Raw genomic sequence first — 24101 nt, 5'->3', positions numbered from 1 at the left:
CGCGCGCGATGGGCGACAGCAGCCGCGGGGAGAGGGCGCCGGGCCGGATGGGAGGATGGCGACCATGACCCGCGCCAGCCTCGACAAGGATCCCCGCGACGTCGCCGCGATGTTCGACGACGTGGCCGGCAAGTACGACCTCACCAACGACGTCCTCTCCCTGGGCCAGGACCGGCTGTGGCGACGGGCAGTCCTCAAGGCGGTGGCCGCCCAGCCCGGCGAGACCGTGCTGGACATCGCCGCGGGCACGGGCACGAGCAGCGAGCCGTTCGCCGACCACGGTGTCAACGTCGTGCCGGCCGACTTCTCCCTCGGCATGCTGAGGGTGGGCAACCGGCGGCGTCCGGACCTGGGCTTCACGGCGGCCGACGCGATGCGGCTTCCCTTCGCGGGCAACAGCTTCGACGCGGTGACGATGTCGTTCGGCCTGCGCAACGTCTCAGGGGTCGAGGGGGCGCTGGCGGAGTTCCTGCGGGTGACCAGGCCCGGTGGCAGGCTCGTGGTCTGCGAGTTCAGCCAGCCGGTCAACGGCGCGTTCCGCAAGGTATACAGCGAGTACCTCATGCGGTCGCTGCCCCCCATCGCGCGCAAGGTCAGCAGCAACCCCGAGTCCTACGTCTACCTGGCCGAGTCGATCCAGGCCTGGCCCGCGCAGCGCGAGCTGGGGGAGCGCATCGCCGCGGCCGGTTGGAGCGAGGTCGGCTGGCGCAACCTGACGGGCGGCATCGTCGCGCTGCACCGAGCGACGAAGCCGGCGTGACGGGCGAGGGGTAAGGGTCGCCTTACTGGTGACCGGACGGCGGGTCGGGAATAGACTCCGCAGTTGAAGTTCGTGAAGACGTTCACAAGCGGGTGAGGCAGGCGTGACAGACACCATCAGCGAGGCCGCCGGAGGCATCTCTGCGAGCGGGGCTCCCACGGAGACGGCCGACGTCATCGTCGTCGGTGCCGGTCCTGCGGGGTCGGCCACCGCGGCATACCTCGCCATGGCGGGGCTCGACGTCCTCGTCCTCGAGAAGACGAGCTTCCCCCGCGAGAAGGTGTGTGGCGACGGGCTCACCCCCCGCGCGGTCAAGGAGCTCATCACCCTCGGCATCCCCACGCCCGAGGACGACGGCTGGATCAAGAACCACGGCCTGCGGATCATCGGCGGCGGCATGCGGCTGTCCCTGCCCTGGCCCGACCTCGCGAGCTTCCCGCCCTACGGCCTGGTCCGCACGCGGCAGGACTTCGACGACATCCTCGCCAAGCACGCGGTGAAGCACGGCGCGCGGCTGCGCGAGTCCACGAACGTGACCGGTCCCATTCTCGACTCCAAGGGCGCGATCGTGGGCGTGACCGCCAAGGCGGTCGACGAGAAGGGCCGGTCGACCGGCCCCGAGCTCCGGTATGCCGCGCCGCTGGTCGTCGCTGCGGATGGCAACTCCTCGAGGTTGTCCCTGTCGATGGGCCGCGAGAAGCGCGAGGACCGTCCGATGGGCGTGGCCGTACGCACCTACTACACGAGCCCCCGCCACGACGACGACTACCTCGAGTCCTGGCTCGAGCTGTGGTCCACCGACGACAACGGCAAGAAGGTGCTGCTGCCCGGGTACGGCTGGATCTTCGGCGTCGGCGACGGGACCTCCAACGTCGGCCTCGGGATCCTCAACACCTCCAGCGCCTTCGGCAAGACCGACTACAAGGACGTCATGCGTCGCTGGGTCGCGACAATGCCCGAGGACTGGACCTACAACGACGAGACGATGGTCGGCCCGATCCGTGGCGCGGCGCTGCCCATGGGCTTCAACCGGCAGCCGCACTACGACAACGGGCTGCTGCTCGTCGGTGACGCGGGCGGCATGGTCAACCCGTTCAACGGCGAGGGCATCGCCTACGCGATGGAGTCCGGGCGCCTGGCCGCCGAGGTGATCGCGCAGGCGTTCGCGCGCGGCACCGACGCCCAGCGCGAGCGCGTCCTCCAGTCCTACCCCAAGGTCATGGCTGACGCGCTGGGCGGCTACTACACGCTCGGCCGCTACTTCGCGAAGATGATCGGCAACCCCGAGATCATGCGTCTGGCCACCAAGTACGGGCTGCCCCGCACCACCTTGATGAAGTTCCTCCTGAAGGTGATGGCCAACCTCGCCGAGCCGCACGGCGGCGACGCGAGCGACCGCCTGATCACCGCCCTGTCCAAGATGGCGCCGGACGCATGACCCGGCGTGCATTCTCTGGCGGCGCCCCTAGGATTGGGCCGCACCGCAAGGATGTGACCGGTGCCACAGTCGGCAGGGACGACGACGGCAGCACCCACGGCAGTAGCAACCACAGAAAGGGAGTGGCACGGCGATGAGCAACCCCTACGTCCCGTTGCTTTTCCTGTTGGCCATCGGTGGCGGCTTCGCCGTCTTCTCGGTCGGCGCCGCGGCCGTCTCGGGCCCCAAGCGCTACAACCGCGCCAAGCTGGACGCCTACGAGTGCGGCATCGAGCCGACCCCCCACGCCGTCGGCGGTGGACGCGTGCCGATCAAGTACTACCTGACCGCAATGCTCTTCATCATCTTCGACATCGAGTCGGTGTTCCTCTACCCGTTCGCGGTGGCCTTCAACCAGCTCGGCCTGTTCGCGCTCGTGGAGATGGTGCTGTTCATCCTGACCGTGTTCGTGGCCTACGCGTACGTGTGGCGCCGCGGCGGCCTCGAGTGGGACTGACGAGGGACTAGGACCAACCAATGGGAATCGAAGAGAAGCTGCCCGCCGGCTTCCTGCTGACCACTGTCGAGCAGGTCGCCGGCTACATGCGCAAGAGCTCGGTCTGGCCGGCCACGTTCGGCCTCGCCTGCTGCGCCATCGAGATGATGGCCGTCGGCACGCCCGACTACGACATCGCCCGGTTCGGGATGGAGCGGTTCTCCGCGACGCCGCGCCAGGCCGACCTGATGATCGTCGCCGGTCGCGTGAGCCAGAAGATGGCACCCGTGGTCCGCCAGGTCTACGACCAGATGCCCGAGCCCAAGTGGGTCATCTCGATGGGCGTCTGCGCGAGCTCCGGCGGCATGTTCAACAACTACGCGATCGTGCAGGGCGTCGACCACATCATCCCCGTCGACGTCTACCTGCCCGGCTGTCCTCCCCGCCCCGAGATGCTGCTCAACGCGATCATCACGCTGCACGAGCAGATCCAGGGCTCCAAGCTCGGCGTCAACCGCGTGGCCGCGGCGCGTGCTGCTGAGGCGGCTGCGCTGTCCGCGACGCCGACCCACCAGATGACCGGCCTGCTCGCCCAGGGCGCCGGCAGCGGCCACACCCACGCGCACGGCCACCTGCACGGGACCGACGTGACGCAGGGCGGTGTCGCATGAGCGAAGAGAAGAAGGACGCTCCCGACCAGCCGGCCCCCGAAGCGGCTGCGGCCACGATCGGCGTCCAGCCCGGCGAGGTCGTCGACCGCGCGGACGACGAGCGCCTGCCTGCGGCCCCCGGTACCACTCCCGATCCCGTCGTCGTCGGCGAGCGCCGCGGCATGTTCGGCGCGACCGACACCGGTGACACCACCGGCTACGGCGGCATGGTCAGCCCGATCCGGTTTCCCGGTGCGGCGGTCCGTCCCTACGGCAGCTACTTCGACACCATCGCCGACCAGCTCGAGCGTGGCCTGAACGGCGGCACCGCCTCCTATGCCGAGGCCGTCGAGCGGGTCGTCGTCGACCGCGGCGAGATGACCCTCTTCATCCGACGCGAGCACCTGCCGGCCGTCGCCCGCTCCCTGCGCGACGACCCGTCGCTGCGCTTCGAGATGTGCACGGGCGTCTCCGGCGTGCACTACCCGAGCGAGTCCGGCCGCGAGCTGCACGCCGTCTACCACTTCCTGTCCATCACCCACGGCGGTCGCCGGGTCCGCGTCGAGGTCACCGCACCCGACGACGACCCGCACATCCCGTCGATCGTCGAGATCTACCCGGCGAACGACTGGCACGAGCGCGAGACCTGGGACATGTTCGGCATCGAGTTCGACGGTCACCCGTCACTCACCCGCATCCTCATGCCCGACGACTGGCCGGGCCACCCGCAGCGGAAGGACTACCCCCTCGGCGGTATCCCCGTCGAGTACAAGGGCGCCACCGTCCCCCCGCCGGACCAGCGGAGGTCTTACAGCTGATGACTGCCAACTCACTCAAGGACAAGGACATCTACGCGACCTCGGGCGCCGACGCGGCGGCCTCAGCGGGTGCGCACGTCTTCAACGCCACCGGTGGCGACTGGGACCAGCTGGTCGACGAGGCCGCTGCCCTCCACGAGGAGCGGATCGTCGTCAACATGGGGCCGCAGCACCCGTCGACGCACGGCGTGCTCCGCCTCATCCTCGAGCTCGACGGCGAGACGGTGACCGAGACCCGCGCGGGGATCGGCTACCTGCACACCGGCATCGAGAAGAACATGGAGTTCCGCACCTGGACCCAGGGCGTGACGTTCTGCACCCGCATGGACTACCTCACGCCGTTCTTCAACGAGGCCGTGTTCTGCCTCGGGGTCGAGAAGCTGCTCGGCATCACCGACCAGATCCCCGAGCGCGCCAGCGTCATCCGGGTCCTCATGATGGAGCTCAACCGGATCACCTCCCACCTCGTCGCCCTGGCGACCGGTGGCATGGAGATGGGTGCCACCACCGTCATGACGGTCGGGTTCCGCGAGCGCGAGCGGATCCTGTCGATCTTCGAGATGGTCACCGGCCTGCGCATGAACAACGCGTTCATCCGTCCCGGCGGTGTCGCCCAGGACCTGCCGCCTGGCGCCATCGACAAGGTGCGCGACACGATTCCGTTGGTGCGCAAGGGACTTGGCGAGCTCGAGCTCCTGCTCAACGAGAACCCCATCCTCAAGGGCCGCACCGTCGACGTCGGCTACCTCGACCTCTCGGGCTGCATGGCGCTGGGCATCACCGGCCCGATGCTGCGCTCGACCGGTCTGCCCCACGACCTGCGCAAGCTGGACCCCTACTGCGGCTACGAGACCTACGACTTCGAGGTCATCACGCGCACGGAGTCCGACGCCTACGCCCGGCTGCGGATCCGCATCGACGAGATGTACGAGTCCCTCAAGATCGCCGAGCAGTGCATCGACCGGCTCCAGTCCGAGGCCGGCCCGGTCATGGTCGAGGACAAGAAGATCGCCTGGCCCGCACAGCTGGCCATCGGCGGCGACGGCATGGGCAACAGCCTCGACCACATCCGCGAGATCATGGGCACCTCGATGGAGTCCCTCATCCACCACTTCAAGCTGGTGACCGAGGGCTTCCGGGTCCCCCCGGGCCAGGCGTATGCCGCGGTGGAGAGCCCCAAGGGCGAGCTCGGCTGCCACGTGGTGTCCGACGGCGGCACGCGCCCCTACCGTGCGCACTTCCGCGACCCGTCGTTCAACAACCTTCAGGCCACGGCCGTGATGTGCGAAGGCAGCCAGATCGCCGACGTCATCGTCGCCGTCGCCTCGATCGACCCCGTCATGGGAGGCGTGGACCGCTGATGGAGCACTACGGGATCCAGACGGCGGCAGGGCACCTGACCGTCGCTCCAGAGTCCAAGGAGCCGTATGCCGCCGACGTGCTGGCCGGTCTCCACGAGGACGCTGCGCTGGTCGTCGCGAAGTACCCGCAGAAGCGTTCGGCGCTGCTGCCGCTGCTGCACCTCGTGCAGTCGGTCGACGGCTACGTCACGGGTCGGGGCATCGACTTCTGCGCCGAGGTCCTCGACCTGAGCACCGCCGAGGTCTCGGGTGTCGCGACGTTCTACACGCAGTACAAGCGGCACCCCAACGGCGAGTACACCGTCGGCATCTGCACCAACACCCTCTGCGCGATCATGGGCGGCGACCAGATCTGGGACGAGGTCTCCGAGCACCTCGGCATCGGTCATGACGAGACGACGCCGGACGGCAAGGTCACCCTCGAGCGGGTCGAGTGCAACGCGGCCTGCGACTTCGCCCCGGTGGTGATGGCCAACTGGGAGTTCTTCGACAACCAGACTCCCGAGTCGACCAAGCAGCTGGTGGACGACCTGCGCTCCGGCAAGGACGTCAAGCCCAGCCGCGGCCCCGACAAGGTGTGTTCCTTCAAGCAGGTCTCGCGCGTCCTCGCCGGTTTCCACGACGGCCTCGCGGATGAGGGCGTGGGCGCCGGCCCCGCATCGCTGGAGGGCCTGAGGATCGCCAACGAGCGCGGCTGGACCGCGCCGGACGGCGACGCCGGCGAGGCCGGCGAGACGCCCAAGGAGGAGCACGCCCCCGAGGCGACGTCCGACGAGGTGGCGCCGGGACGGCATACCTCCACCGACTCGACGGCCAACGAGCCCGACGAGGTGGTCGACGACAAGCCGGCCACCCTCTTCGACGAGACCACCAAGGCAGATGGAAAGGACGAGGCATGAGCACCACGCTGACCCCGATCCTCACGAAGTTCTGGGACGACCCCCAGTCGTGGACGCTGGAGACCTACGAGCGCAACGAGGGCTACCAGGCGCTGAAGAAGGCGCTGGGCATGAAGCCCGCCGACCTCGTCCAGATGACCAAGGACTCCGGGCTGCGCGGCCGTGGTGGCGCAGGCTTCCCGACCGGCATGAAGTGGGGCTTCCTGCCCCCGCCGGACGGCGGCCCCCGCTACCTCGTGGTCAACGCCGACGAGTCCGAGCCGGGCACCTGCAAGGACATCCCGCTGATGATGGCGGCGCCGCAGTTCCTCATCGAGGGTGTGGCGATCACGTCGTTCGCGATCGGCTGCAACCACGCCTTCATCTACCTGCGCGGCGAGGTCGTGCACGTCTACCGCCGCCTGCTGCGCGCGGTGGAGGAGGCGTATGCCGCGGGCTACCTCGGCAAGAACATCCAGGGTTCGGGGTTCGACCTCGACGTGACCGTGCACGCCGGTGCCGGTGCCTACATCTGTGGCGAGGAGACTGCGCTGCTCGACAGCCTCGAGGGGCGTCGCGGCCAACCGCGCCTCAAGCCGCCGTTCCCGGCCGTGGCGGGTCTCTACGCCCGCCCGACCGTGGTCAACAACGTCGAGTCGATCGCCTCGGTGCCGCCGATCCTGCTCCATGGCGCGGACTGGTTCTCGGGCATGGGCACGGAGAAGTCGCAGGGCTTCGGCATCTTCAGCCTCTCCGGCCACGTCAAGCGTCCCGGCCAGTACGAAGCACCGCTCGGCATCACGCTGCGCGAGCTGCTCGACCTGGCCGGTGGCATGCGCGACCCCAACAAGAAGCTCAAGTTCTGGACGCCGGGTGGTTCGTCCACGCCGTTGTTCACCGACGAGCACCTCGACACCCCGCTCGACTTCGAGTCAGTGGCCGCCGCCGGCTCGATGCTCGGCACCAGGGCCCTGCAGATCTTCGACGAGACGACCTGCGTGGTCCGGGCGGTCGACCGCTGGACCGACTTCTACAAGCACGAGTCCTGTGGCAAGTGCACCCCGTGCCGTGAGGGCACCTGGTGGCTCAAGCAGATCCTCGGCCGGCTCGAGCACGGACAGGGGTCCGAGGAGGACCTCGAGAAGCTGCTCGACATCTGTGACAACATCCTCGGCCGCAGCTTCTGCGCCCTGGGTGACGGCGCGACCAGCCCGATCACCAGCAGCATCCAGTACTTCCGCGAGGAGTACCTCGCCCACCTGACGCACGGCGGCTGCCCGTTCGACCCACGAGACTCCACCCTGTTCGCAAAGGATGCGGTGTCCGCATGAGCGTGACCACGAGCCCCAGCGCCGGCGGCAACGCCGTCAGCACCGGGGGCAACGCCTCGGCACCCCCGGCCGCCGACCTGGTGACCCTCACCATCGACGGTGTCTCGGTGTCGGTCCCCAAGAACACGCTGGTGATCCGGGCCGCCGAGGAGGTCGGCGTCGAGATCCCGCGGTTCTGCGACCACCCGCTCCTCGAGCCGGTCGGCGCCTGCCGCCAGTGCCTCGTCGACATCGCCACCCCCGGCCCGGACGGCACCCTGCGACCGATGCCCAAGCCGCAGGCCTCCTGCACCATCACGGCCACCGAGGGCATGGAGGTCAAGACCCAGATGACCTCCCCGGTCGCCGACAAGGCGCAGCAGGGCGTGATGGAGCTGCTGCTCATCAACCACCCGCTCGACTGCCCGGTCTGCGACAAGGGTGGCGAGTGTCCCCTGCAGAACCAGGCCATGAGCAACGGTCGCGCGAAGTCCCGTTTCGAGGACGTCAAGCGCACCTATCCCAAGCCGATCAACATCTCCTCGCAGGTGCTGCTCGACCGCGAACGCTGTGTCCTGTGCGCCCGCTGCACCCGCTTCTCCGACCAGATCGCGGGTGACCCGTTCATCGCCCTGGTCGAACGCGGTGCCCTCCAGCAGGTCGGCATCTACCAGGAGCAGCCGTTCGAGTCCTACTTCTCGGGCAACACCGTCCAGATCTGCCCCGTGGGCGCGCTGACCGGTGCTGCCTACCGCTTCCGCAGCCGCCCGTTCGACCTGATGTCGACCAAGAGCGTCTGTGAGCACTGCGCGTCCGGCTGCTCGATCCGCACCGACCACCGCCGCGGCGCGGTGCTGCGGCGGATGGCCATCAACGACGTGGCTGTCAACGAGGAGTGGAACTGCGACAAGGGTCGCTGGGCCTTCCAGTACGCCAGCACCGGCGATCGGTTCGACTACCCGATGGTGCGTGACCAGGACGGCGAGCTCCAGGTCGCCTCGTGGCCCGAGGCGCTGGCCGCCGCTGCCGCAGGACTGCGCGCCTCCAAGGGTGTCGGGGTGCTGACCGGTGGACGCGTGTCCGTCGAGGACGCCTACGCCTACGGCAAGTTCGCCCGGGCCGTGCTCGCGACCAACGACATCGACTTCCGCGCCCGCCCGCACTCGGCGGAGGAGGCCGACTTCCTCGCGTCCACGGTGGTCGCCACCGGTCCGGATGGCGACGCGGTCACCTACGCCGACCTCGAGGCCGCCAAGACCGTCGTCCTGGTCGGCTTCGAGCCCGAGGAGGAGAGCCCGATCGTCTTCCTGCGGCTGCGCAAGGCAGTGCGCCGCACCAAGACGGCCGTGTATGCCGTGGCGCCCTTCGAGACGCGCGGCCTCACCAAGCTGAACGGCACCCTCATCCCGGCCGCACCGGGCACCGAGGCCGAGGTGCTGCGTGCCCTGGCCGACGGGGTCACCGGTGACGGGGCAGCCGCACGCGCGGCCCAGGCCCTCGAGCAGCCGGGCGCCATCGTGATCGTGGGCGAGCGCCTCGCCACCGTCCCCGGCGCACTGTCAGCGGCAGCCGCGCTGGCCACGTCGGACAACGTCCGCCTGGCCTGGGTGCCGCGTCGGGCCGGTGAGCGCGGCGCGCTCGAGGCCGGCGCGTTGCCGACCATGCTGCCCGGCGGCCGCCTGGTCGCCGACGCAGCCGCTCGTGAGCGGGTCGCCGAACTGTGGGACGTCGTCGGCCTCCCGGACGTGCCCGGCCGCGACGGTGCCGGCATCCTCCGAGCCGCCACGACCGGCTCGGTCAACGCCTTGGTCGTCGGTGGCGTGGATGCAGCCGACCTGGCCAGCCCGCACACCGAGGAAGCCCTCGCCAAGACCTTCGTGGTCTCGCTCGACTTCCGGCCCTCGTCGGTGACCGCCGTGGCCGACGTCGTGCTCCCGGTCGCTCCGCACGCGGAGAAGGGCGGGACGTTCGTCGACTGGGAGGGACGTCCGCGGGCCTTCGAGGCTGCGCTGGACAGCGCCGCCCAGTCCGACTTCCGCGTCCTGGACATGCTCGCCTCCGAGATGGGTGCCTTCCTGGGCACCCGCACGCTCGGGGAGATCCGCCGCGAGATGACGGCACTCGGCCCGGCGACGGGCGAGCGCGCCGCTGCCCCGTCGGTGCAGGTCGGCGACCTGCCGAGTGCAGGGGCGGGCGAGCTCGTGCTGGCGACCTGGCACCACCTGCTCGACCGTGGTTCGCTGCAGGACGGCGAGCCGTTCCTCGCAGGCACGGCTGCCAAGGCGTTCGCCCGCGTGTCCGCCGCGACCGCCGAGTCCTTCGACCTCGTCGACGGCGACACGGTCACCGTGTCCACCGCCGCCGGCTCGGTGTCGGCGCCGGTCGCGGTCACCGCAGGCATGGTCGACCACGTCGTCTGGCTGCCGACCAACTCCGACGGCTCCACCGTCCGTGCCGCCCTGGGGGCGGTCGCCGGTGACGTCGTGACCCTCACGAAGGGAGGCGCCCAGTGAGCACCCTGACGTATGCCGCGGACGCCGTCGCCGGCATACCGCACCTCGCGGTCGGGCTCGGGGCCTCGGCGCCCTTCGCCGACAACCCGAGCGCGGACTTCAGCGACACCCCGTGGTGGCTGCACCTGGTGAAGGCGCTGCTCGTCTTCGTCTTCCTGCTGGTCAACACCCTCGTCGTCATCTGGTTCGAGCGCCGCGTGATCGGCCGGATGCAGCAGCGTCCGGGCCCCAACCGCACCGGGCCGTTCGGCCTGCTGCAGACCCTCGCCGACGGCGTGAAGCTGGCCCTCAAGGAGGACCTCACGCCCAAGAACGCCGACAAGGTCGTCTTCGCGCTGGCCCCCGCCATCGCGGGTGCGATGGCCTTCGTGTCGTTCGCGATCATCCCCATGGGGCCGACCGTCTCGATGTTCGGTCACCGGACTCCGTTGCAGCTGACCGACATCCCCGTTGCCGTGCTGCTGGTGCTCGCGGTGGCCGGTGTCGGGGTCTACGGCATCGTGCTGGCCGGCTGGTCCTCGGGCTCGACCTACCCGCTGCTCGGTGGGCTGCGCTCCACCGCCCAGGTCATCTCCTACGAGATCGCCATGGGCCTGTCCCTCGTCGCGGTGTTCCTCTACAGCGGGTCGATGTCGACCTCGCAGATCGTCGGCGCGCAGAAGAGCCTCTGGTACATCCTGCCGCTGGTGCCCAGCTTCCTGGTCTACGTCGTCACCATGGTCGGCGAGACCAACCGTCTGCCGTTCGACCTCGCCGAGGGCGAGGGCGAGCTGACCGGTGGCTTCCACACCGAGTACTCGTCGCTGAAGTTCGCCATGTTCTTCCTCGGTGAGTACGTCAACATGTTCACCGTCTCGGCCCTGGCCACGACGATGTTCCTCGGTGGCTGGATGGCCCCTCCCGGCATCGCGGCCATCAACGACGGCATGTTCAACCACGGCTGGTGGGGCCTGCTCTGGTTCGTCATCAAGCTCTGGCTCTTCATGTTCTTCTTCGTCTGGCTGCGCGGCTCGCTGCCCCGTGTCCGCTACGACCAGTTCATGCGGTTCGGCTGGAAGTTCCTCATCCCCGTCACGCTCACCTGGGTGGTGGTCGCTTCGTTCATGAAGGCCAGCCAGCTCGGCTTCATCCACGGGCCGAGCGTCACCTTCCGCGGCCGGGAGTTCCCCGTCCTCAGCATCGCCTTCGTCGTCATCCTCGCCGGGGCGGTCCTGGTCATCGCCTGGCTGCGTGACAACCGCAAGATCGAACAGGACGCCATCCGCAACATGCCCCCGCCGGAGGAGATCGACCCCTTCGCCGGCGGCTACCCGGTGCCCCCGCTGCCCGGGCAGCGGCTCAAGGAGCCGTCGCTCGCGATCGGCGAGCGCGCCACCGACAAGGAGGAGGCCACTCGTGGCTGACGACCAGAAGAAGCCCGGGTTCCTCGCGGACCTCTTCGCTCCCGTCGGCGGGTTCGGCGTCACGTTCGCCACGATGTTCCGCAAGCTGGAGACCGAGGAGTACCCCGAGGAGAAGCGGCCGACCCAGCCGCGGTTCCACGGACGTCACCAGCTCAACCGGCACGCCGACGGGCTCGAGAAGTGCGTCGGGTGCGAGCTGTGCGCCTGGGCCTGCCCGGCTGACGCGATCCTCGTCGAAGGCGCCTCGAACGACGACTCCGAAGGCGGCTCCGGCCGGTTCTCCCCCGGTGAGCGTTACGGCCGCGTCTACCAGATCAACTACCTGCGCTGCATCTTCTGCGGGCTGTGCATCGAGGCCTGCCCGACCCGGGCGCTGACGATGACCAACTTCTACGAGCTGGCCGACAACAACCGTGCCGACCTCATCTTCACCAAGGAGCAGCTGCTCGCGCCGCTCTCCGAGGGCATGCTCCCGGCTCCGCACCCGATGGTCGAGGGCCTCGAGGAGCGCGACTACTACCTGGGCAAGGTGGCCCGCGCCACGCCCGACCAGGAGGAGTGGGCGGCAGCACACGCCGCCGAGGGTGGTGAGTCCGCATGACCAGCCTCGGTGAGCAGATCATGTTCTGGGTCCTCGCGCCGATCAGCGTGCTCGGCGCACTCGGCCTGATCTTTGCCAAGAAGGCCGTCCACGCCGCGCTCGGCATGGCTCTGGTGATGATCAACCTCGGCATCTTCTACATCGCGGAGGAGGCTGAGTTCCTCGGCATCATCCAGATCTTCGTCTACACCGGCGCGGTCATGATGCTGTTCCTCTTCGTGCTGATGCTCGTCGGCGTCGACTCCTCGGACTCCCTCGTCGAGACCCTCAAGGGCCAGAAGTGGGCGAGCCTCCTGCTCGCGTTCGGACTGGCCGGCCTGCTCTTCACCGCCATCGGCCGGGCCGAGTTCGGACCGATGAAGGGCTTGTCGGGCATCAACGACAGCACGGGCAACGTCTCGGGCGTCGCGGACCTGATCTTCGGCAAGTACGTCTGGACGTTCGAGATCACGTCGGCCCTGCTCATAACGGCCGCCCTGGGCGCCATGGTGCTGGCCCACCGCGAGCGCATCGGCACCAAGCCCAGCCAGCGCGCGTGGTCCGAGCGCCGCGTCCTCGAGAACCGCAACGTCGCAGGCCTTCCTGCTCCGGGTGTCTACGCCCGCAGCAACGCGGTCGACACCCCGGCGCTGCTGCCCGACGGGTCGCCGAGCGAGCTGTCCGTGTCGCGGGTGCTCACCGCCCGTGAGCAGAACGTCGCGCCTGCACGCCACATCGAGTTCGAACACGACACGGAGCACGAGATCGAGGAGGGCTCGCAGCGATGAACCTCGTCAACTACATCTACCTCGCGACCCTACTGTTCGCGATCGGTGGTGCGGCAGTCCTCATGCGGCGCAACGCCATCATCGTGTTCATGGGTGTCGAGCTGATGCTCAACTCGACCAACCTGATGTTCGTGACGTTCTCCCGGATGCGCGGCAACCTCGACGGCCAGGTGATCGCCCTGTTCGTCATGGTGGTCGCCGCTGCCGAGGTCGTCGTGGGCCTGGCCATCATCATGGCCATCTTCCGTGCCCGCCGGTCGGCCTCGGTCGACGACGCCAACCTGCTGAAGCTGTAGAAGGAGCCACCAGGTGACCTCCCTCGCCCACCTCGCCGCCGCTGATGGGGCCGCAACAGCGGCCACCGGCGTCACGGCATACGCCTGGCTCTTGGTAGCCCTCCCGCTGCTCGGTGCTGCCGTGCTGCTGTTCGGTGGCCGCGCCACCGACAAGTGGGGGCCGCTGTTCGCCGTCGCGATGTCGTGGGCGGCCTTCGTCGTCGGCCTCGTCGTCTGGATCTCGATGCTCGGTCGCGGCGCCGAGGAGCGTGCCGCGCACCTGCACCTGTTCAACTGGGTGCCGGCGGGGTCGTTCAACCTCGACGCAGGGATGCTCGTCGACCAGCTGTCGGTGACCTTCGTGCTGCTGGTGACCTTCGTCGGGTCGCTGATCCACGTGTACTCGCTCGGCTACATGGATCACGACCCCGACAAGCGCCGGTTCTTCGCCTACCTCAACCTGTTCGTGGCCGCGATGCTGCTGCTGGTGCTGGCCGACTCCTACCTGCTGCTCTACGTCGGCTGGGAAGGCGTGGGTCTGGCGTCCTACCTGCTCATCGGGTTCTGGAACCACAACCCCACCTACGCCACCGCCGCCAACAAGGCGTTCGTCGTCAACCGCGTCGGTGACTTCGGCCTGTCCGTCGGGATCATGGTCATGTTCGCGGCCTTCGGCACGGTCACCTTCGCGGGCGTCCAGGAGGCCGCCAAGGGCGGTGCGGGCGAGGGTGTGCTCACGGCGATCGGCCTGCTGCTGCTGCTCGGTGCCTGCGGCAAGTCGGCTCAGTTCCCGCTGCAGAGCTGGCTCGGCGACGCGATGGCCGGCCCGACCCCGGTGTCCGCGCTGATCCACGCGGCGACCATGGTCACCGCCGGCGTCTACCTCGTGGTGCGCAGCAGCTTCATCTTCGACAACGCGCCCAACGCCCAGCTGGCGGTCGTCGCCGTGGGTGCCGTGACGCTGATCTTCGGAGCCATCGTCGGCTGCGCCAAGGACGACATCAAGAAGGCACTGGCTGCTTCGACCATGTCGCAGATCGGCTACATGATGCTCGCCGCCGGCCTCGGCCCGGTCGGCTACGCCTTCGCGATCTTCCACCTGCTGACCCACGGCTTCTTCAAGGCCGGCATGTTCCTCGGCGCAGGCTCGGTCATGCACGGCATGAACGACCAGGTCGACATGCGCCGCTTCGGTGGGTTGTCCGGCGCCATGAAGATCACCTGGCTGACCTTCGGGCTCGGCTGGCTCGCGATCCTCGGCGTGCCGCCGTTCTCGGGCTTCTGGTCCAAGGACAAGATCATCGAGGCGGCCTTCATCGGCGAGGGCTGGCGGCCGTGGGTGTTCGGCGGTGCCGCTCTCATCGGTGCCGGCATCACGGCCTTCTACATGTCCCGCCTGTTCTTCATGACCTTCCACGGCAAGAAGCGCTGGACCGACGACGTGCACCCCCACGAGTCGCCCCTCACCATGACCGTCCCGATGATCGTGCTCGCGGTGGGCTCGGCCCTGCTCGGCCTCGTCCTGTCGATCGGCGGGACGTTCACCTCCTGGCTCGAGCCGGTGGTGGGGGCACACGAGGGGGAGGAGCCGGTCCTGCCGGTGTGGCTGCTCATGACGCTGACCCTGCTGCTGGTCGCCGGCGGCATCGCCCTCGCGTGGATGCGCTACTGGCGCGACGAGGTGCCGCACGCCCAGCCCGCGGGCTCGCTCGTCACCCGTGCCGCGCGCCGTGACCTCTACCAGGACGACGTCAACGAAGGAGTCTTCATGCGACCCGGTGTCCACCTGACCCGGGCGCTGGTCTTCGCCGACAACCGCGGCGTCGACGGCGCGGTCGGTGGTCTGGCCGCCCTCGTCGGTGGCACGTCCAGCCGCCTGCGTCGCCTCCAGAACGGCTTTGCACGCTCGTACGCCCTGACGATGCTCGCCGGCGTCGTCGTGATCCTCGGTGCCATGTGGGTGATCCAGTGATGACGAACTTCCCCTGGCTGACCGTGATCGGGCTGATCCCGCTCATCGGTGCTGCCGTCGTGGCCGGGCTCCCGGCCGGGCTGACCGACCGGGCCAAGCACGTCGCCCTGGGCTTCTCGCTGGTCACGCTGGTGTTCGGCATCGCCGCCGCGCTCCAGTTCGACAACGGTTCGGGCGCGCAGTTCCAGCTCACCGAGCAGCACGAGTGGATCCCGCAGTTCGGGGTGTCCTACGCGCTGGGCGTCGACGGCATCGCGCTCGTCATGATCCTGATGGCCCTGGTGCTGACCCCCGTCTGCATCCTGGCCGCCTGGGACGACGTGCCCGAGGGCGGCAAACGCGAGAAGAACTACTTCGCGCTGATGCTGGTGCTGGCCACGTTCATGGTCGGCGTCTTCGCCGCCACCGACGTCTTCCTCTTCTACGTCTTCTTCGAGGCGATGCTCATCCCGGTGTACTTCCTGATCGGCTCCTTCGGGGGATCGCGCAGGCAGTATGCCGCGGTCAAGTTCCTGCTCTTCTCACTCGCGGGTGGGCTGGTCATGCTGGTGGGCGTCATCGCGCTCTACCACTACGGGCCGGGTGGGTCCGACGGCTTCCTCGTGTCCAAGCTCACCGGCCTGTCGCTGGGTGCGACGCCGGAGCGGCTGATGTTCGTGGCGTTCTTCATCGCGTTCGCCGTCAAGGCTCCGATGTGGCCCGTTCACACCTGGCTGCCCGACGCCGCCACCGAGGCGCGCCCCGCGACAGCAGTGCTGCTCGTCGGCGTGCTCGACAAGGTCGGCACCTACGGGATGATCCGGTTCTGCCTCCAGCTGTTCCCTGAGGCGTCCAAGTGGGCGACCCCGGTGGTGCTGACGCTGGCGGTCATCTCGATCCTCTACGGTGCGCTGCTGGCGATCGGCCAGACCGACATCATGCGACTGATCGCCTACACCTCGATCAGCCACTTCGGCTTCATCGTCCTGGGCATCTTCGCCCTGACGAAGACGGGCGGGGCGGGTTCCACGCTCTACATGCTCAACCACGGCTTCTCGACGGCGGCCCTGTTCCTCATCGGAGCCATGCTGGTCGCCCGTCGGGGCAGCAAGCGGATCCCCGACTTCGGTGGCTGGCAACGGATCACGCCCGGACTGGCCGGTGTCTTCCTGGTGGCCGGCCTGTCGGGCCTGGCCCTGCCCGGACTGAGCTCGTTCATCTCCGAGATCATGGTGCTCGTCGGGACGTTCCAGCGTTACCCGGTGCCCGCGGTCATCGCGACGGCAGGCATCGTGCTGGCGGCGCTCTACATCCTGCTCATGTACAAGCGGATGATGACCGGTCCCAGGCCGGAGCTCGATGCGCCGGTCCGCGACATCACGGTGCGGGAGAAGCTCGTCGTGGCCCCACTCATCGCGGCGTTCCTGGTGCTCGGGTTCTACCCCAAGCCCGCCCTCGACATGCTCAACCCGGCGGTGACCGCCACGTTGAAGCACGTCGGCGTGACCGACCCGAACCCCACCTCCGCTGCTGACGGGAGCACGAAGTAATGCCCGCCATGACGGTCCTGTCCCCGCCGATGCTCACGTCCGCCTTCAAGGCTGCCGACGTCGACTACGGCGCCATCGCCCCGATGCTCATCGTGGTCGCGGGAGCCATGATCGGCGTGCTCGTCGAGGCCTTCGCCCCGCGTCGGCTGCGGCACGCGATCCAGGTCAGCCTGGCCCTCGTGACGCTCGTCGCGGCCTTCGTCGTCCTCGTGGCGGTGTCGACCCAGGCGAGCCACCGCGGGGGCACGCTGGCCCAGGCGGTCATCATCGACGGCCCCGCGCTGTTCCTCCAGGGCGCGATCCTGGCGATGGCTGCCCTCGGCATCCTCACGATGGCCGAGAAGTTCGGCGGCCAGGGTGCGGATGCGTTCACCCCCATGGGTGCGGCCGTCCCCGGGTCGCCCCACGAGGCAGCAGCACTGCGCGCCGGGCTGGCGACCAGCGAGGTCTTTCCGCTGACCCTGTTCTCGGTCGTCGGCATGCTGCTGTTCCCTGCCGCGGGCGACCTCCTGACGATGTTCGTGGCGCTCGAGGTCCTGTCCCTCCCGCTCTACCTGCTGTGCGGGTTGGCCCGTCGTCGCCGGCTCCTGTCGCAGGAGGCCTCGCTCAAGTACTTCCTGCTCGGCGCCTTCAGCTCCGCGTTCTTCCTCTTCGGTGCGGCACTGCTCTACGGCTACGCCGGATCGCTCTACCTCGCCGACATCGCGACGGCGGTCAGCGCGGCCAACGGAGCGCTCGAGGGCCTGCTGCTGCCCGGGGTGCTCCTCGTCCTGATCGGCCTGCTGTTCAAGGTCGGCGCGGTGCCGTTCCACTCGTGGACCCCCGACGTCTACCAGGGTGCCCCCACCCCGGTGACCGGCTTCATGGCGGCGTGCACCAAGGTCGCCGCCTTCGGCGCGATCCTGCGCGTCGTCTACGTGGGCATCGAGGCCAACCGCTGGGACTGGCGTGGTGGGGTCATCGCCGTCGCCGCCCTGACGATGGTCGTGGGTGCGGTCCTGTCGGTCACCCAGACCGACGTCAAGCGGCTGCTCGCCTACTCCTCCATCGCGCACGCGGGCTTCATCCTCGTCGCCGTGCTGTCCTTCGACCGCACCGGCGTCTCGGGCACGATGTTCTACCTCGTCGCCTACGGCTTCATGACGATCGCCGGTTTCGCCGTGGTGTCCCTCGTGCGCCAGGGCGGCTCCGAGGCCTCCCACCTCTCGCAGTGGGCGGGTCTGGGTCGCAACCACCCCGTGGTCGCCGGGGTCTTCGCCTTCCTGCTGCTGGCGTTCGCGGGGATCCCCCTGACCTCCGGCTTCGCCGCGAAGTATGCCGCCTTCTCGCCGGCGATCAGCTTCGGCGGGCGTTCGGGGGTGGCCCTGGTCATCATCGGTGTCCTGTGCAGCGTGATCACGGCGTTCGTCTACGTCCGCCTGATCGTGCTCATGTACTTCACCGACCCGCCGGCAGGTGAGGCAGTGGTCGCCGAGACGGCCTCCCCGTTCACCACGATCGCGATCACGATCGGCACGCTCGTGACGCTCGCCCTCGGGGTGCTCCCGTCGCAGGCCCTCGACCTCGCCGAGCGGTCGTCGCAGTTCTTGGTGAAATGACACAACCTCGCCGGGCGAGCTCGACTCCTCCCGTCATCGTCCTGCCCGGCACGTCGGAACGGCTTTCAGCGCGCCTGCAGGTCGGTCTCGACGAGGTCGACGCGCTGTTGCGCCGCGAGGTCGACCACGACGACGACTTCATCGCCGAGGCGAACACCCACCTCATCGAGGCCGGGGGCAAGCGGTTCCGTCCGCTGCTGACCCTGCTGGCCTCCGAGCTGGGGACCGGCATCAACGCGGACGTCGTCGCCGCGGCGGCCGGGGTAGAGCTGACCCACGTCGCTTCGCTGTGCCACGACGACGTCATGGACGAGGCCGAGGTCCGTCGCGGCGCCCCCAGCGCCAATGCGAAGTACGGCAACTCCACCGCGATCCTCGTCGGCGACATGCTCTTCGGCACCGCGTCGTCGATCATCGCCGACCTCGGCGCCGTCGCGGTGAAGATCCAGGCCGAGACCTTCGTGCGCCTGTGCGCCGGACAGATCCGGGACGACCGCCCCAGCCCCAGCGGGCAGGACCCCGTCGACTACTACCTCGGGGTGCTGGCCGACAAGACCGGCGTCCTGATCGCGACGGCCGCACGCTACGGCGCGATGTTCTCGGGGTGTGACGAGCAGACCGTCGAGATCATGCGCGAGTACGGCGAACGGCTCGGCATGGCCTTCCAGCTCGCCGACGACCTCATCGACGTTTCGTCGGAGGCCGAGGACCTGGGCAAGACCCCCGGCACGGACCTGCGCGAAGGCAAGCGGACCCTTCCGGTGCTCTATGCCCTCGCCTCGACAGACCCCGCGGACGACCGGCTCCGCGAGCTGGTGCGGACCGAGCTGCGCGACCAGGCGCTGCTCGACGAGGCGCTCGGGCTGTTGCGCGTGCACCCGGCCATGGAGCAGGCCCGCGAACACACCGCCGCCGTGGCCAGAGCCGCCCAGGACGTCCTCGACCCGTTGCCCGACAGCGAGGCCAAGGCGGCGCTGCGGGCCCTGGCGACGAGCGTCGTCTCCCGCGTCGGCTGAGGTATGCCGCGGACCTGAGTCCGCGGCATACCTCCTTGCCGAGGTGGTCAGGCGCGGTGGATCTGGATGACTGCCGGGCGGGGCTGGCCCCCGCCGAGGTAGGGGAACTGGCTGCGCGGCACGGCGGGTGAGGCGCCGGTCGTCTCACCCGGGTGCTGGATGGCGGCCAGCACCGTCTGCTGGTCCCAGGTGACCAGTGGTCCGCAGCACTCGGAGTAGGCCGGCACCGACAGGAACTGCTGCAGGTGACCCTGGTGCGGGCCCGACAGCGGGAAGAGGTACATGCCGTCGCAGGCGCCGAGGGCGTTGCCGTCCGTGGCGATCCACATGTTGCCGTCGTGGTCGAAGGCGATGTTGTCGGGGCAGGAGATGGGCGAGACCTCGGACCGGTCGTAGCCGTTGAAGTAGGTCGTCGGGTCGTTCGGGTCACCGGCGATGAGCACGATCTTCCAGGTGAAGGTGGTCGTCGTGTCGTCGCCCAGGGCCGGCGTGATCTCGATGATGTGGCCGTGCTTGTTGTTGGCGCGCGGGTTGGCCTCGTCGATCTGGCTCGGCTGGCGGCTGGTGTTGTTGGTGCACACGACGTAGGTGCGGCCGTTGACCAGGTTGGGCTCGACGTCCTCGGGCCGGTCCATCTTCGTGGGGCCCACCTTGTCTGCGGCGAGCCGCGTCCAGATGAGCACCTCCTCGGCGGTGAACCCGGCGACCTGGCTCTGGTTGTCGACGACCAGGGGCAGCCACTGGCCGGAGCCGTCGCTGATGCCGTCCTCGAAACCGTCCCCGGTGAACTTCGCGACGTAGAGGTCGCCCGAGGACAGCAGCGTCAGGTTGTGCGCCCGTGCCTTGGGGGAGCTGCCGGGGCGGAACCGGCCGTGCGAGACGAACTTGTAGAGGTAGTCGAACCGCTCGTCGTCGCCCAGGTAGGCGACCACGCGGCCGTCGGGAGCAACGGTGACGTTGGCTCCCTCGTGCTTGAGCCGGCCGAGCGCGGTGTGCTTGACCGGGGTGGAGGACGGATCCGACGGGTCGAGCTCGACGATCCAGCCAAACCTGTTGACCTCATTGGGTTCCTGGGTCGCATCGAAACGGCTGTCCACCCGCTCCCAGCCGCGCCCCTTGGAACCCGTGAGGCCGTAGCGCTTGTAGGCGTCTGCCTGGTCGGCCGGGGCAGCTGCCGCGGAGAAGTAGCCGTTGAAGTTCTCCTCGCCGGACAGGACGGTTCCCCACGGGGTGAGGCCTCCCGAGCAGTTGCCGAACGTGCCGAGCACCCTGGTGCCGGAGACGTCCTTGCTGGTCCGGAGGAGCCGGTGGCCGGCAGCAGGGCCGTCGAAGTGGAACGGCGTGGTGGCGGTGACGCGACGGTTCGCCGCGGCGCCCTTCACGTGGCTCCACGGTGCGGTGGCGTTCGTGCGGCGCAGCTCGACGACCGACATCCCGTGCGCGGCCATGGTGATGCGGATCTGTTCGGGGGTGAGGGAGGCAGACCCGGTGTAGCCCCGGAACATGAGCTCGTCGTTGGTGTACTCGTTGTTGCACACCAGGGTCGCGTGGTTCTCGTCGCGGCCGCGAACCAACGTCGTGTAGTCGTTGTTGTAGCCGAACTGCCCCTCCTGCGCGGCCGCGCTCTGGTCCTCGAAGTCGAAGTCGGGAGCATCGGCCAGGATCGGGTCGCCCCACGCGATGATGGTCGACCACTCGAAGCCGTCGGGGATGACGACCTTGTCGGTGCCCGCCGGCTGGGGCGCGATGGCCGTGAAACCGAAGGGGGACTTGGTGCCGCCGGCGGTGGACGGCGCCGCGGGAGTCGACGCGGGCGCGGCGGCGGCGGACTGCACTCCGGCCAGGGTGCCGAGGCCGACGACCGCTGCGATCACGCCACTGCCCTTGAGGACCGCTCGCCGGGAGGCTCCGGCCGCGACGAGGTCGCCGAAGTAGCCGTTGCGGGTCTCGTTCGGGACGGGCTTGCTGCACGCGTCGTCGCACTTGAAGTGGCAGGTCATCGCGCTGCGGCCGCCCTGGTGGACAGTCAGGAGGGGGAGGGTGGTGCGCTCGGGCGAAACTGCTGACATTGAGGGTTCCTCCGGGTCTCGGGTCGCGCACGGGGCGCGGGCTCGCGCGGGAGGCGCGGTCACCGGCAAACCTAGGAACACGCGGCCGACTGTCGGGGGCGCGCAGGTGAAGGTCCGGTGACTTCCGGTGAACAGGAGGTACGCCGTCGATAGGGTCGCGTGTGTGACCCTCCTGTGGGACGCGGCGACCGCGGCCGTGCAACCTCCGTTCGCCGTCGTCGACCTCGACGCCTTCGACGCCAACGCGTCCGACCTCGTGCGGCGTGCTGCGGGCACGCCGATCCGCGTGGCGTCCAAGTCGGTGCGTTGTCGAAGCCTCTTGTCCCGGGCGCTGGCGCAGCCCGGCTTCGCCGGTGTGATGGCGTATGCCGTGCCGGAAGCCCGCTGGCTGGTCGCCGCAGGCTTCGAGGACGTCTTCGTGGCCTATCCCAGCGTCGACCGCGCGGCCCTCGCGGCGGTGGCATCCGACGAGCGGGAGGCTGCGCAGGTCACCGTGACCGCGGACTCGCTCGAGCACGTGGACTTCCTCGCCGGGCTCGACCGGCCGCACGGGCTGCGGGTGGCCCTCGACGTCGACGCCTCGCTCCGGGTCGGGCGCGTGCACCTCGGTGTCCGGCGGTCGCCCTTGCGGGAGCCCTCTGACGCCGTTGCCGTGGCGCGAGCCGCTGCGACTGCTGGCCTTTCGGTGGTCGGGCTGATGTTCTACGACGCCCAGATCGCGGGGCTGCCCGACTCCTCGCCTGTCGTGCGGCTCGTGAAGAAGCGCTCGGCCGAGTCCCTCCTCCAACGCCGCGGCGAGGTCGTCGCTGCCGTGCGCGAAGTGGCGGACCTCGAGTTCGTCAACGGTGGCGGCACCGGGTCGCTGCACATCACGGGCCAGGACCCTGCGGTGACCGAGCTCGCGGCCGGGTCAGGGTTGTACGGCCCGACCTTGTTCGACGGCTACGACGACTTCACCCCGCGACCCGCGGCGGCCTTCGCCCTCCCCGTCGTGCGACACCCCGGCGCGGGGTTCGTCACGGCGTTCGGCGGCGGCTACGTGGCGTCGGGGCCGCCGGGGTGGGCGCGGGTGCCCTCGCCGTTCGGCCGTCGGGGCGTCAAGCTGGTCAGGTCAGAGGGCGTTGGTGAGGTGCAGACCCCCTTGCAGGGCAACGGAGTTCGTGGCCTCAAGCTGGGCGACCGGGTGTGGTTCCGGTATGCCAAGGCAGGGGAGATGTGTGAGCGGTTCGACGCCCTCCACCTGGTGAGGGGGGACCAGCTGGTCGAGACGGTCCCGACCTACCGCGGTGAGGGAAAGAACTTCGGATGACGGCCTGGACCAACTGGGCCGGCAACCAGACGAGCAACCCGGCGGAGGTTGCCACCCCTCGACGTCCGGACGAGGTGTCGGCGGCGATCCTGCGGGCGCAGGCACGCGGCATACCGGTGAGGGCGGTGGGGGCGGGGCACTCGTTCACGGCCGTTGCGGCCACGGACGGCCTCCAGCTGCGCCTCGACCTGCTGAGCGGGATCACCCACGTGGACCGGGATCGCCGCCGGGTCCGGGTGCTCGCAGGGACTCCTCTGCACGTCCTGAACCCGGCGCTGCAGGCGCTCGGGCTGGCGCTCCCCAACCTCGGCGACATCGACCGGCAGTCGATCGCGGGGGCGATCTCGACGGGTACGCACGGCACCGGCCTGCGACTGCAGGGCATCGCCGCGGCGGTCTCGGGGCTGGTGCTGGCGCTGGCCGACGGTTCGTTGCTGGAGTGCTCGATCGAGGTCGAGCCAGAGGTGTTCCAGGCTGCGCGGGTGGGCCTGGGGGCCCTGGGGGTGATCACCGAGGTGGAGCTCCAGTGCGTGCCGGCCTTTCGCTTGCACGCCAAGGAGTTCGGCGCCCACCTGTTCGAGGTCCTGGAACGCATCGAGGAGGACGTCGAGCGCCACGACCACGTCGACATGCACTGGTTCCCGTTGACCGACCGGGTCCTCGTCAAGCACAACGACCGCATCGACGACGACCACCCTGGCAGCCCCCTGCCGCGGTGGCGCGCGGTCCTGGACGACGACTTGCTCTCCAACCGCCTCTTCGAGCTCACCAACCGCGGCGCGAGGCGCTGGCCGGGGATCGTCCCGCGGCTCAACGCGGTGAGCGCGCGACTGCTCGGCGCACGTGAGTACACCGACGACTCGTGGCGCGTCTTCGTCGCCGAGCGTACGGTGCGCTTCAGGGAGAGCGAGTATGCCGTGCCCCGGGCCGCCGTCGCGGATGTCGTTGTGGCCGTGCGCAACTGGCTCGAGAAGCACAGGGCGCCACTGACCTTTCCGTTGGAGATCCGGTTCATCGGCGCCGACGACATCTGGTTGTCGACCGCTTACGAGCGGGAGAACGCCTACCTCGCGATCCACCAGTACCACCGGATGGACGACTACGGTGCCTTCGCCGTATTCGAGGCGATCGTGGCCGAGCATGCCGGTCGCCCCCACTGGGGCAAGCTGCACACCCTCGACGCCGACCGGCTGGCGGAGCTCTATCCGCGGTTCGGTGACTTCCTCGCGGTGCGAGACCGCCTGGACCCGCAGCGCCTGTTCGCCAACGCACACCTGGACCACGTCCTGGGGAGGTGAGCACCCGGCATACCGCGGGATCGCAAAGGGGCAAAGGCGACTAAGGGGAAACCCCGAGGTG

At 69.2% G+C, this 24101-nt stretch carries 20 protein-coding genes; 19 read left to right on the top strand and 1 reads right to left on the bottom strand.

Features of this window, described 5'->3' with window-relative positions; genetic code table 11:
- The first annotated feature begins 64 nt into the window (after window positions 1-64).
- The 17 genes from AC1DWP_RS06930 (at window position 65) to AC1DWP_RS06850 (ending at window position 19364) form a co-directional block, all read left to right on the top strand.
- Window positions 65-760 (top strand): demethylmenaquinone methyltransferase, encoded by a 696-nt coding sequence (locus AC1DWP_RS06930; RefSeq protein WP_477613721.1) that lies wholly within the window; start codon window positions 65-67, stop codon window positions 758-760.
- A 103-nt stretch (window positions 761-863) separates the two neighbouring features.
- The gene (locus AC1DWP_RS06925) at window positions 864-2198 is read left to right on the top strand and encodes a geranylgeranyl reductase family protein (protein ID WP_477613720.1); all 1335 of its coding nucleotides are present in this window, start codon (window positions 864-866) and stop codon (window positions 2196-2198) included.
- 133 nt (window positions 2199-2331) lie between these two features.
- Window positions 2332-2694: an NADH-quinone oxidoreductase subunit A gene (locus AC1DWP_RS06920; protein WP_477613719.1), complete on the top strand. Its 363-nt coding sequence runs from the start codon at window positions 2332-2334 to the stop codon at window positions 2692-2694.
- A 20-nt stretch (window positions 2695-2714) separates the two neighbouring features.
- Entirely contained in the window at window positions 2715-3344 is a 630-nt protein-coding gene (locus tag AC1DWP_RS06915; RefSeq protein ID WP_477613718.1) for a NuoB/complex I 20 kDa subunit family protein, read from the top strand.
- Complete coding sequence (locus AC1DWP_RS06910; protein ID WP_477613717.1) at window positions 3341-4141, top strand: NADH-quinone oxidoreductase subunit C; 801 nt, start codon at window positions 3341-3343, stop codon at window positions 4139-4141. Before AC1DWP_RS06915 ends, AC1DWP_RS06910 begins: the two co-directional genes overlap by 4 nt.
- On the top strand, window positions 4141-5502 hold the full coding sequence (locus AC1DWP_RS06905) for an NADH-quinone oxidoreductase subunit D (protein ID WP_477613716.1): 1362 nt from the start codon (window positions 4141-4143) through the stop codon (window positions 5500-5502). Before AC1DWP_RS06910 ends, AC1DWP_RS06905 begins: the two co-directional genes overlap by 1 nt.
- Complete coding sequence (nuoE, locus tag AC1DWP_RS06900; RefSeq protein WP_477613715.1) at window positions 5502-6401, top strand: NADH-quinone oxidoreductase subunit NuoE; 900 nt, start codon at window positions 5502-5504, stop codon at window positions 6399-6401. The genes AC1DWP_RS06905 and nuoE overlap by 1 nt, the downstream gene beginning before the upstream one ends.
- Window positions 6398-7711: an NADH-quinone oxidoreductase subunit NuoF gene (gene nuoF, locus AC1DWP_RS06895; RefSeq protein WP_477613714.1), complete on the top strand. Its 1314-nt coding sequence runs from the start codon at window positions 6398-6400 to the stop codon at window positions 7709-7711. Before nuoE ends, nuoF begins: the two co-directional genes overlap by 4 nt.
- Window positions 7708-10203, top strand: a complete 2496-nt coding sequence (locus AC1DWP_RS06890) for an NADH-quinone oxidoreductase subunit G (protein WP_477613713.1) — start codon at window positions 7708-7710, stop codon at window positions 10201-10203. The genes nuoF and AC1DWP_RS06890 overlap by 4 nt, the downstream gene beginning before the upstream one ends.
- Before the next feature lie 35 nt (window positions 10204-10238).
- A complete protein-coding gene (gene nuoH, locus AC1DWP_RS06885) occupies window positions 10239-11606 on the top strand; it encodes an NADH-quinone oxidoreductase subunit NuoH (protein WP_477613911.1) in 1368 nt (455 codons plus the stop codon).
- Entirely contained in the window at window positions 11599-12207 is a 609-nt protein-coding gene (nuoI, locus tag AC1DWP_RS06880) for an NADH-quinone oxidoreductase subunit NuoI (protein WP_477613712.1), read from the top strand. The genes nuoH and nuoI overlap by 8 nt, the downstream gene beginning before the upstream one ends.
- On the top strand, window positions 12204-12974 hold the full coding sequence (locus AC1DWP_RS06875) for an NADH-quinone oxidoreductase subunit J (RefSeq protein WP_477613711.1): 771 nt from the start codon (window positions 12204-12206) through the stop codon (window positions 12972-12974). The genes nuoI and AC1DWP_RS06875 overlap by 4 nt, the downstream gene beginning before the upstream one ends.
- Window positions 12971-13270 (top strand): NADH-quinone oxidoreductase subunit NuoK, encoded by a 300-nt coding sequence (gene nuoK / locus AC1DWP_RS06870; protein ID WP_140741957.1) that lies wholly within the window; start codon window positions 12971-12973, stop codon window positions 13268-13270. Before AC1DWP_RS06875 ends, nuoK begins: the two co-directional genes overlap by 4 nt.
- 13 nt (window positions 13271-13283) lie before the next feature.
- Window positions 13284-15221 carry an NADH-quinone oxidoreductase subunit L gene (nuoL, locus tag AC1DWP_RS06865; RefSeq protein WP_477613710.1) on the top strand — a complete coding sequence of 646 codons (1938 nt, stop codon included), beginning with the start codon at window positions 13284-13286 and terminating at the stop codon, window positions 15219-15221.
- Entirely contained in the window at window positions 15221-16750 is a 1530-nt protein-coding gene (locus AC1DWP_RS06860) for an NADH-quinone oxidoreductase subunit M (protein WP_477613709.1), read from the top strand. Before nuoL ends, AC1DWP_RS06860 begins: the two co-directional genes overlap by 1 nt.
- On the top strand, window positions 16750-18348 hold the full coding sequence (gene nuoN / locus AC1DWP_RS06855; protein ID WP_477613708.1) for an NADH-quinone oxidoreductase subunit NuoN: 1599 nt from the start codon (window positions 16750-16752) through the stop codon (window positions 18346-18348). Before AC1DWP_RS06860 ends, nuoN begins: the two co-directional genes overlap by 1 nt.
- On the top strand, window positions 18345-19364 hold the full coding sequence (locus AC1DWP_RS06850; protein ID WP_477613707.1) for a polyprenyl synthetase family protein: 1020 nt from the start codon (window positions 18345-18347) through the stop codon (window positions 19362-19364). The genes nuoN and AC1DWP_RS06850 overlap by 4 nt, the downstream gene beginning before the upstream one ends.
- 47 nt (window positions 19365-19411) lie before the next feature.
- Here AC1DWP_RS06850 and AC1DWP_RS06845 read toward each other — a convergent pair whose 3' ends face one another.
- Window positions 19412-21433 (bottom strand): PhoX family protein, encoded by a 2022-nt coding sequence (locus AC1DWP_RS06845; RefSeq protein WP_477613706.1) that lies wholly within the window; start codon window positions 21431-21433, stop codon window positions 19412-19414.
- Between the two features lie 163 nt (window positions 21434-21596).
- On the opposite strand from AC1DWP_RS06845, the gene AC1DWP_RS06840 reads away from it, so the two are divergent.
- Both AC1DWP_RS06840 and AC1DWP_RS06835 read left to right on the top strand, forming a co-directional pair.
- Window positions 21597-22742: an amino acid deaminase/aldolase gene (locus tag AC1DWP_RS06840; protein WP_477613705.1), complete on the top strand. Its 1146-nt coding sequence runs from the start codon at window positions 21597-21599 to the stop codon at window positions 22740-22742.
- Complete coding sequence (locus AC1DWP_RS06835) at window positions 22739-24040, top strand: D-arabinono-1,4-lactone oxidase (protein ID WP_477613704.1); 1302 nt, start codon at window positions 22739-22741, stop codon at window positions 24038-24040. The genes AC1DWP_RS06840 and AC1DWP_RS06835 overlap by 4 nt, the downstream gene beginning before the upstream one ends.
- The last annotated feature ends 61 nt before the right edge of the window (window positions 24041-24101 follow it).

Source organism: Pedococcus sp. P2_F6, assembly GCF_056403675.1.
This window is presented reverse-complemented; position numbering and strand designations above follow the sequence as displayed.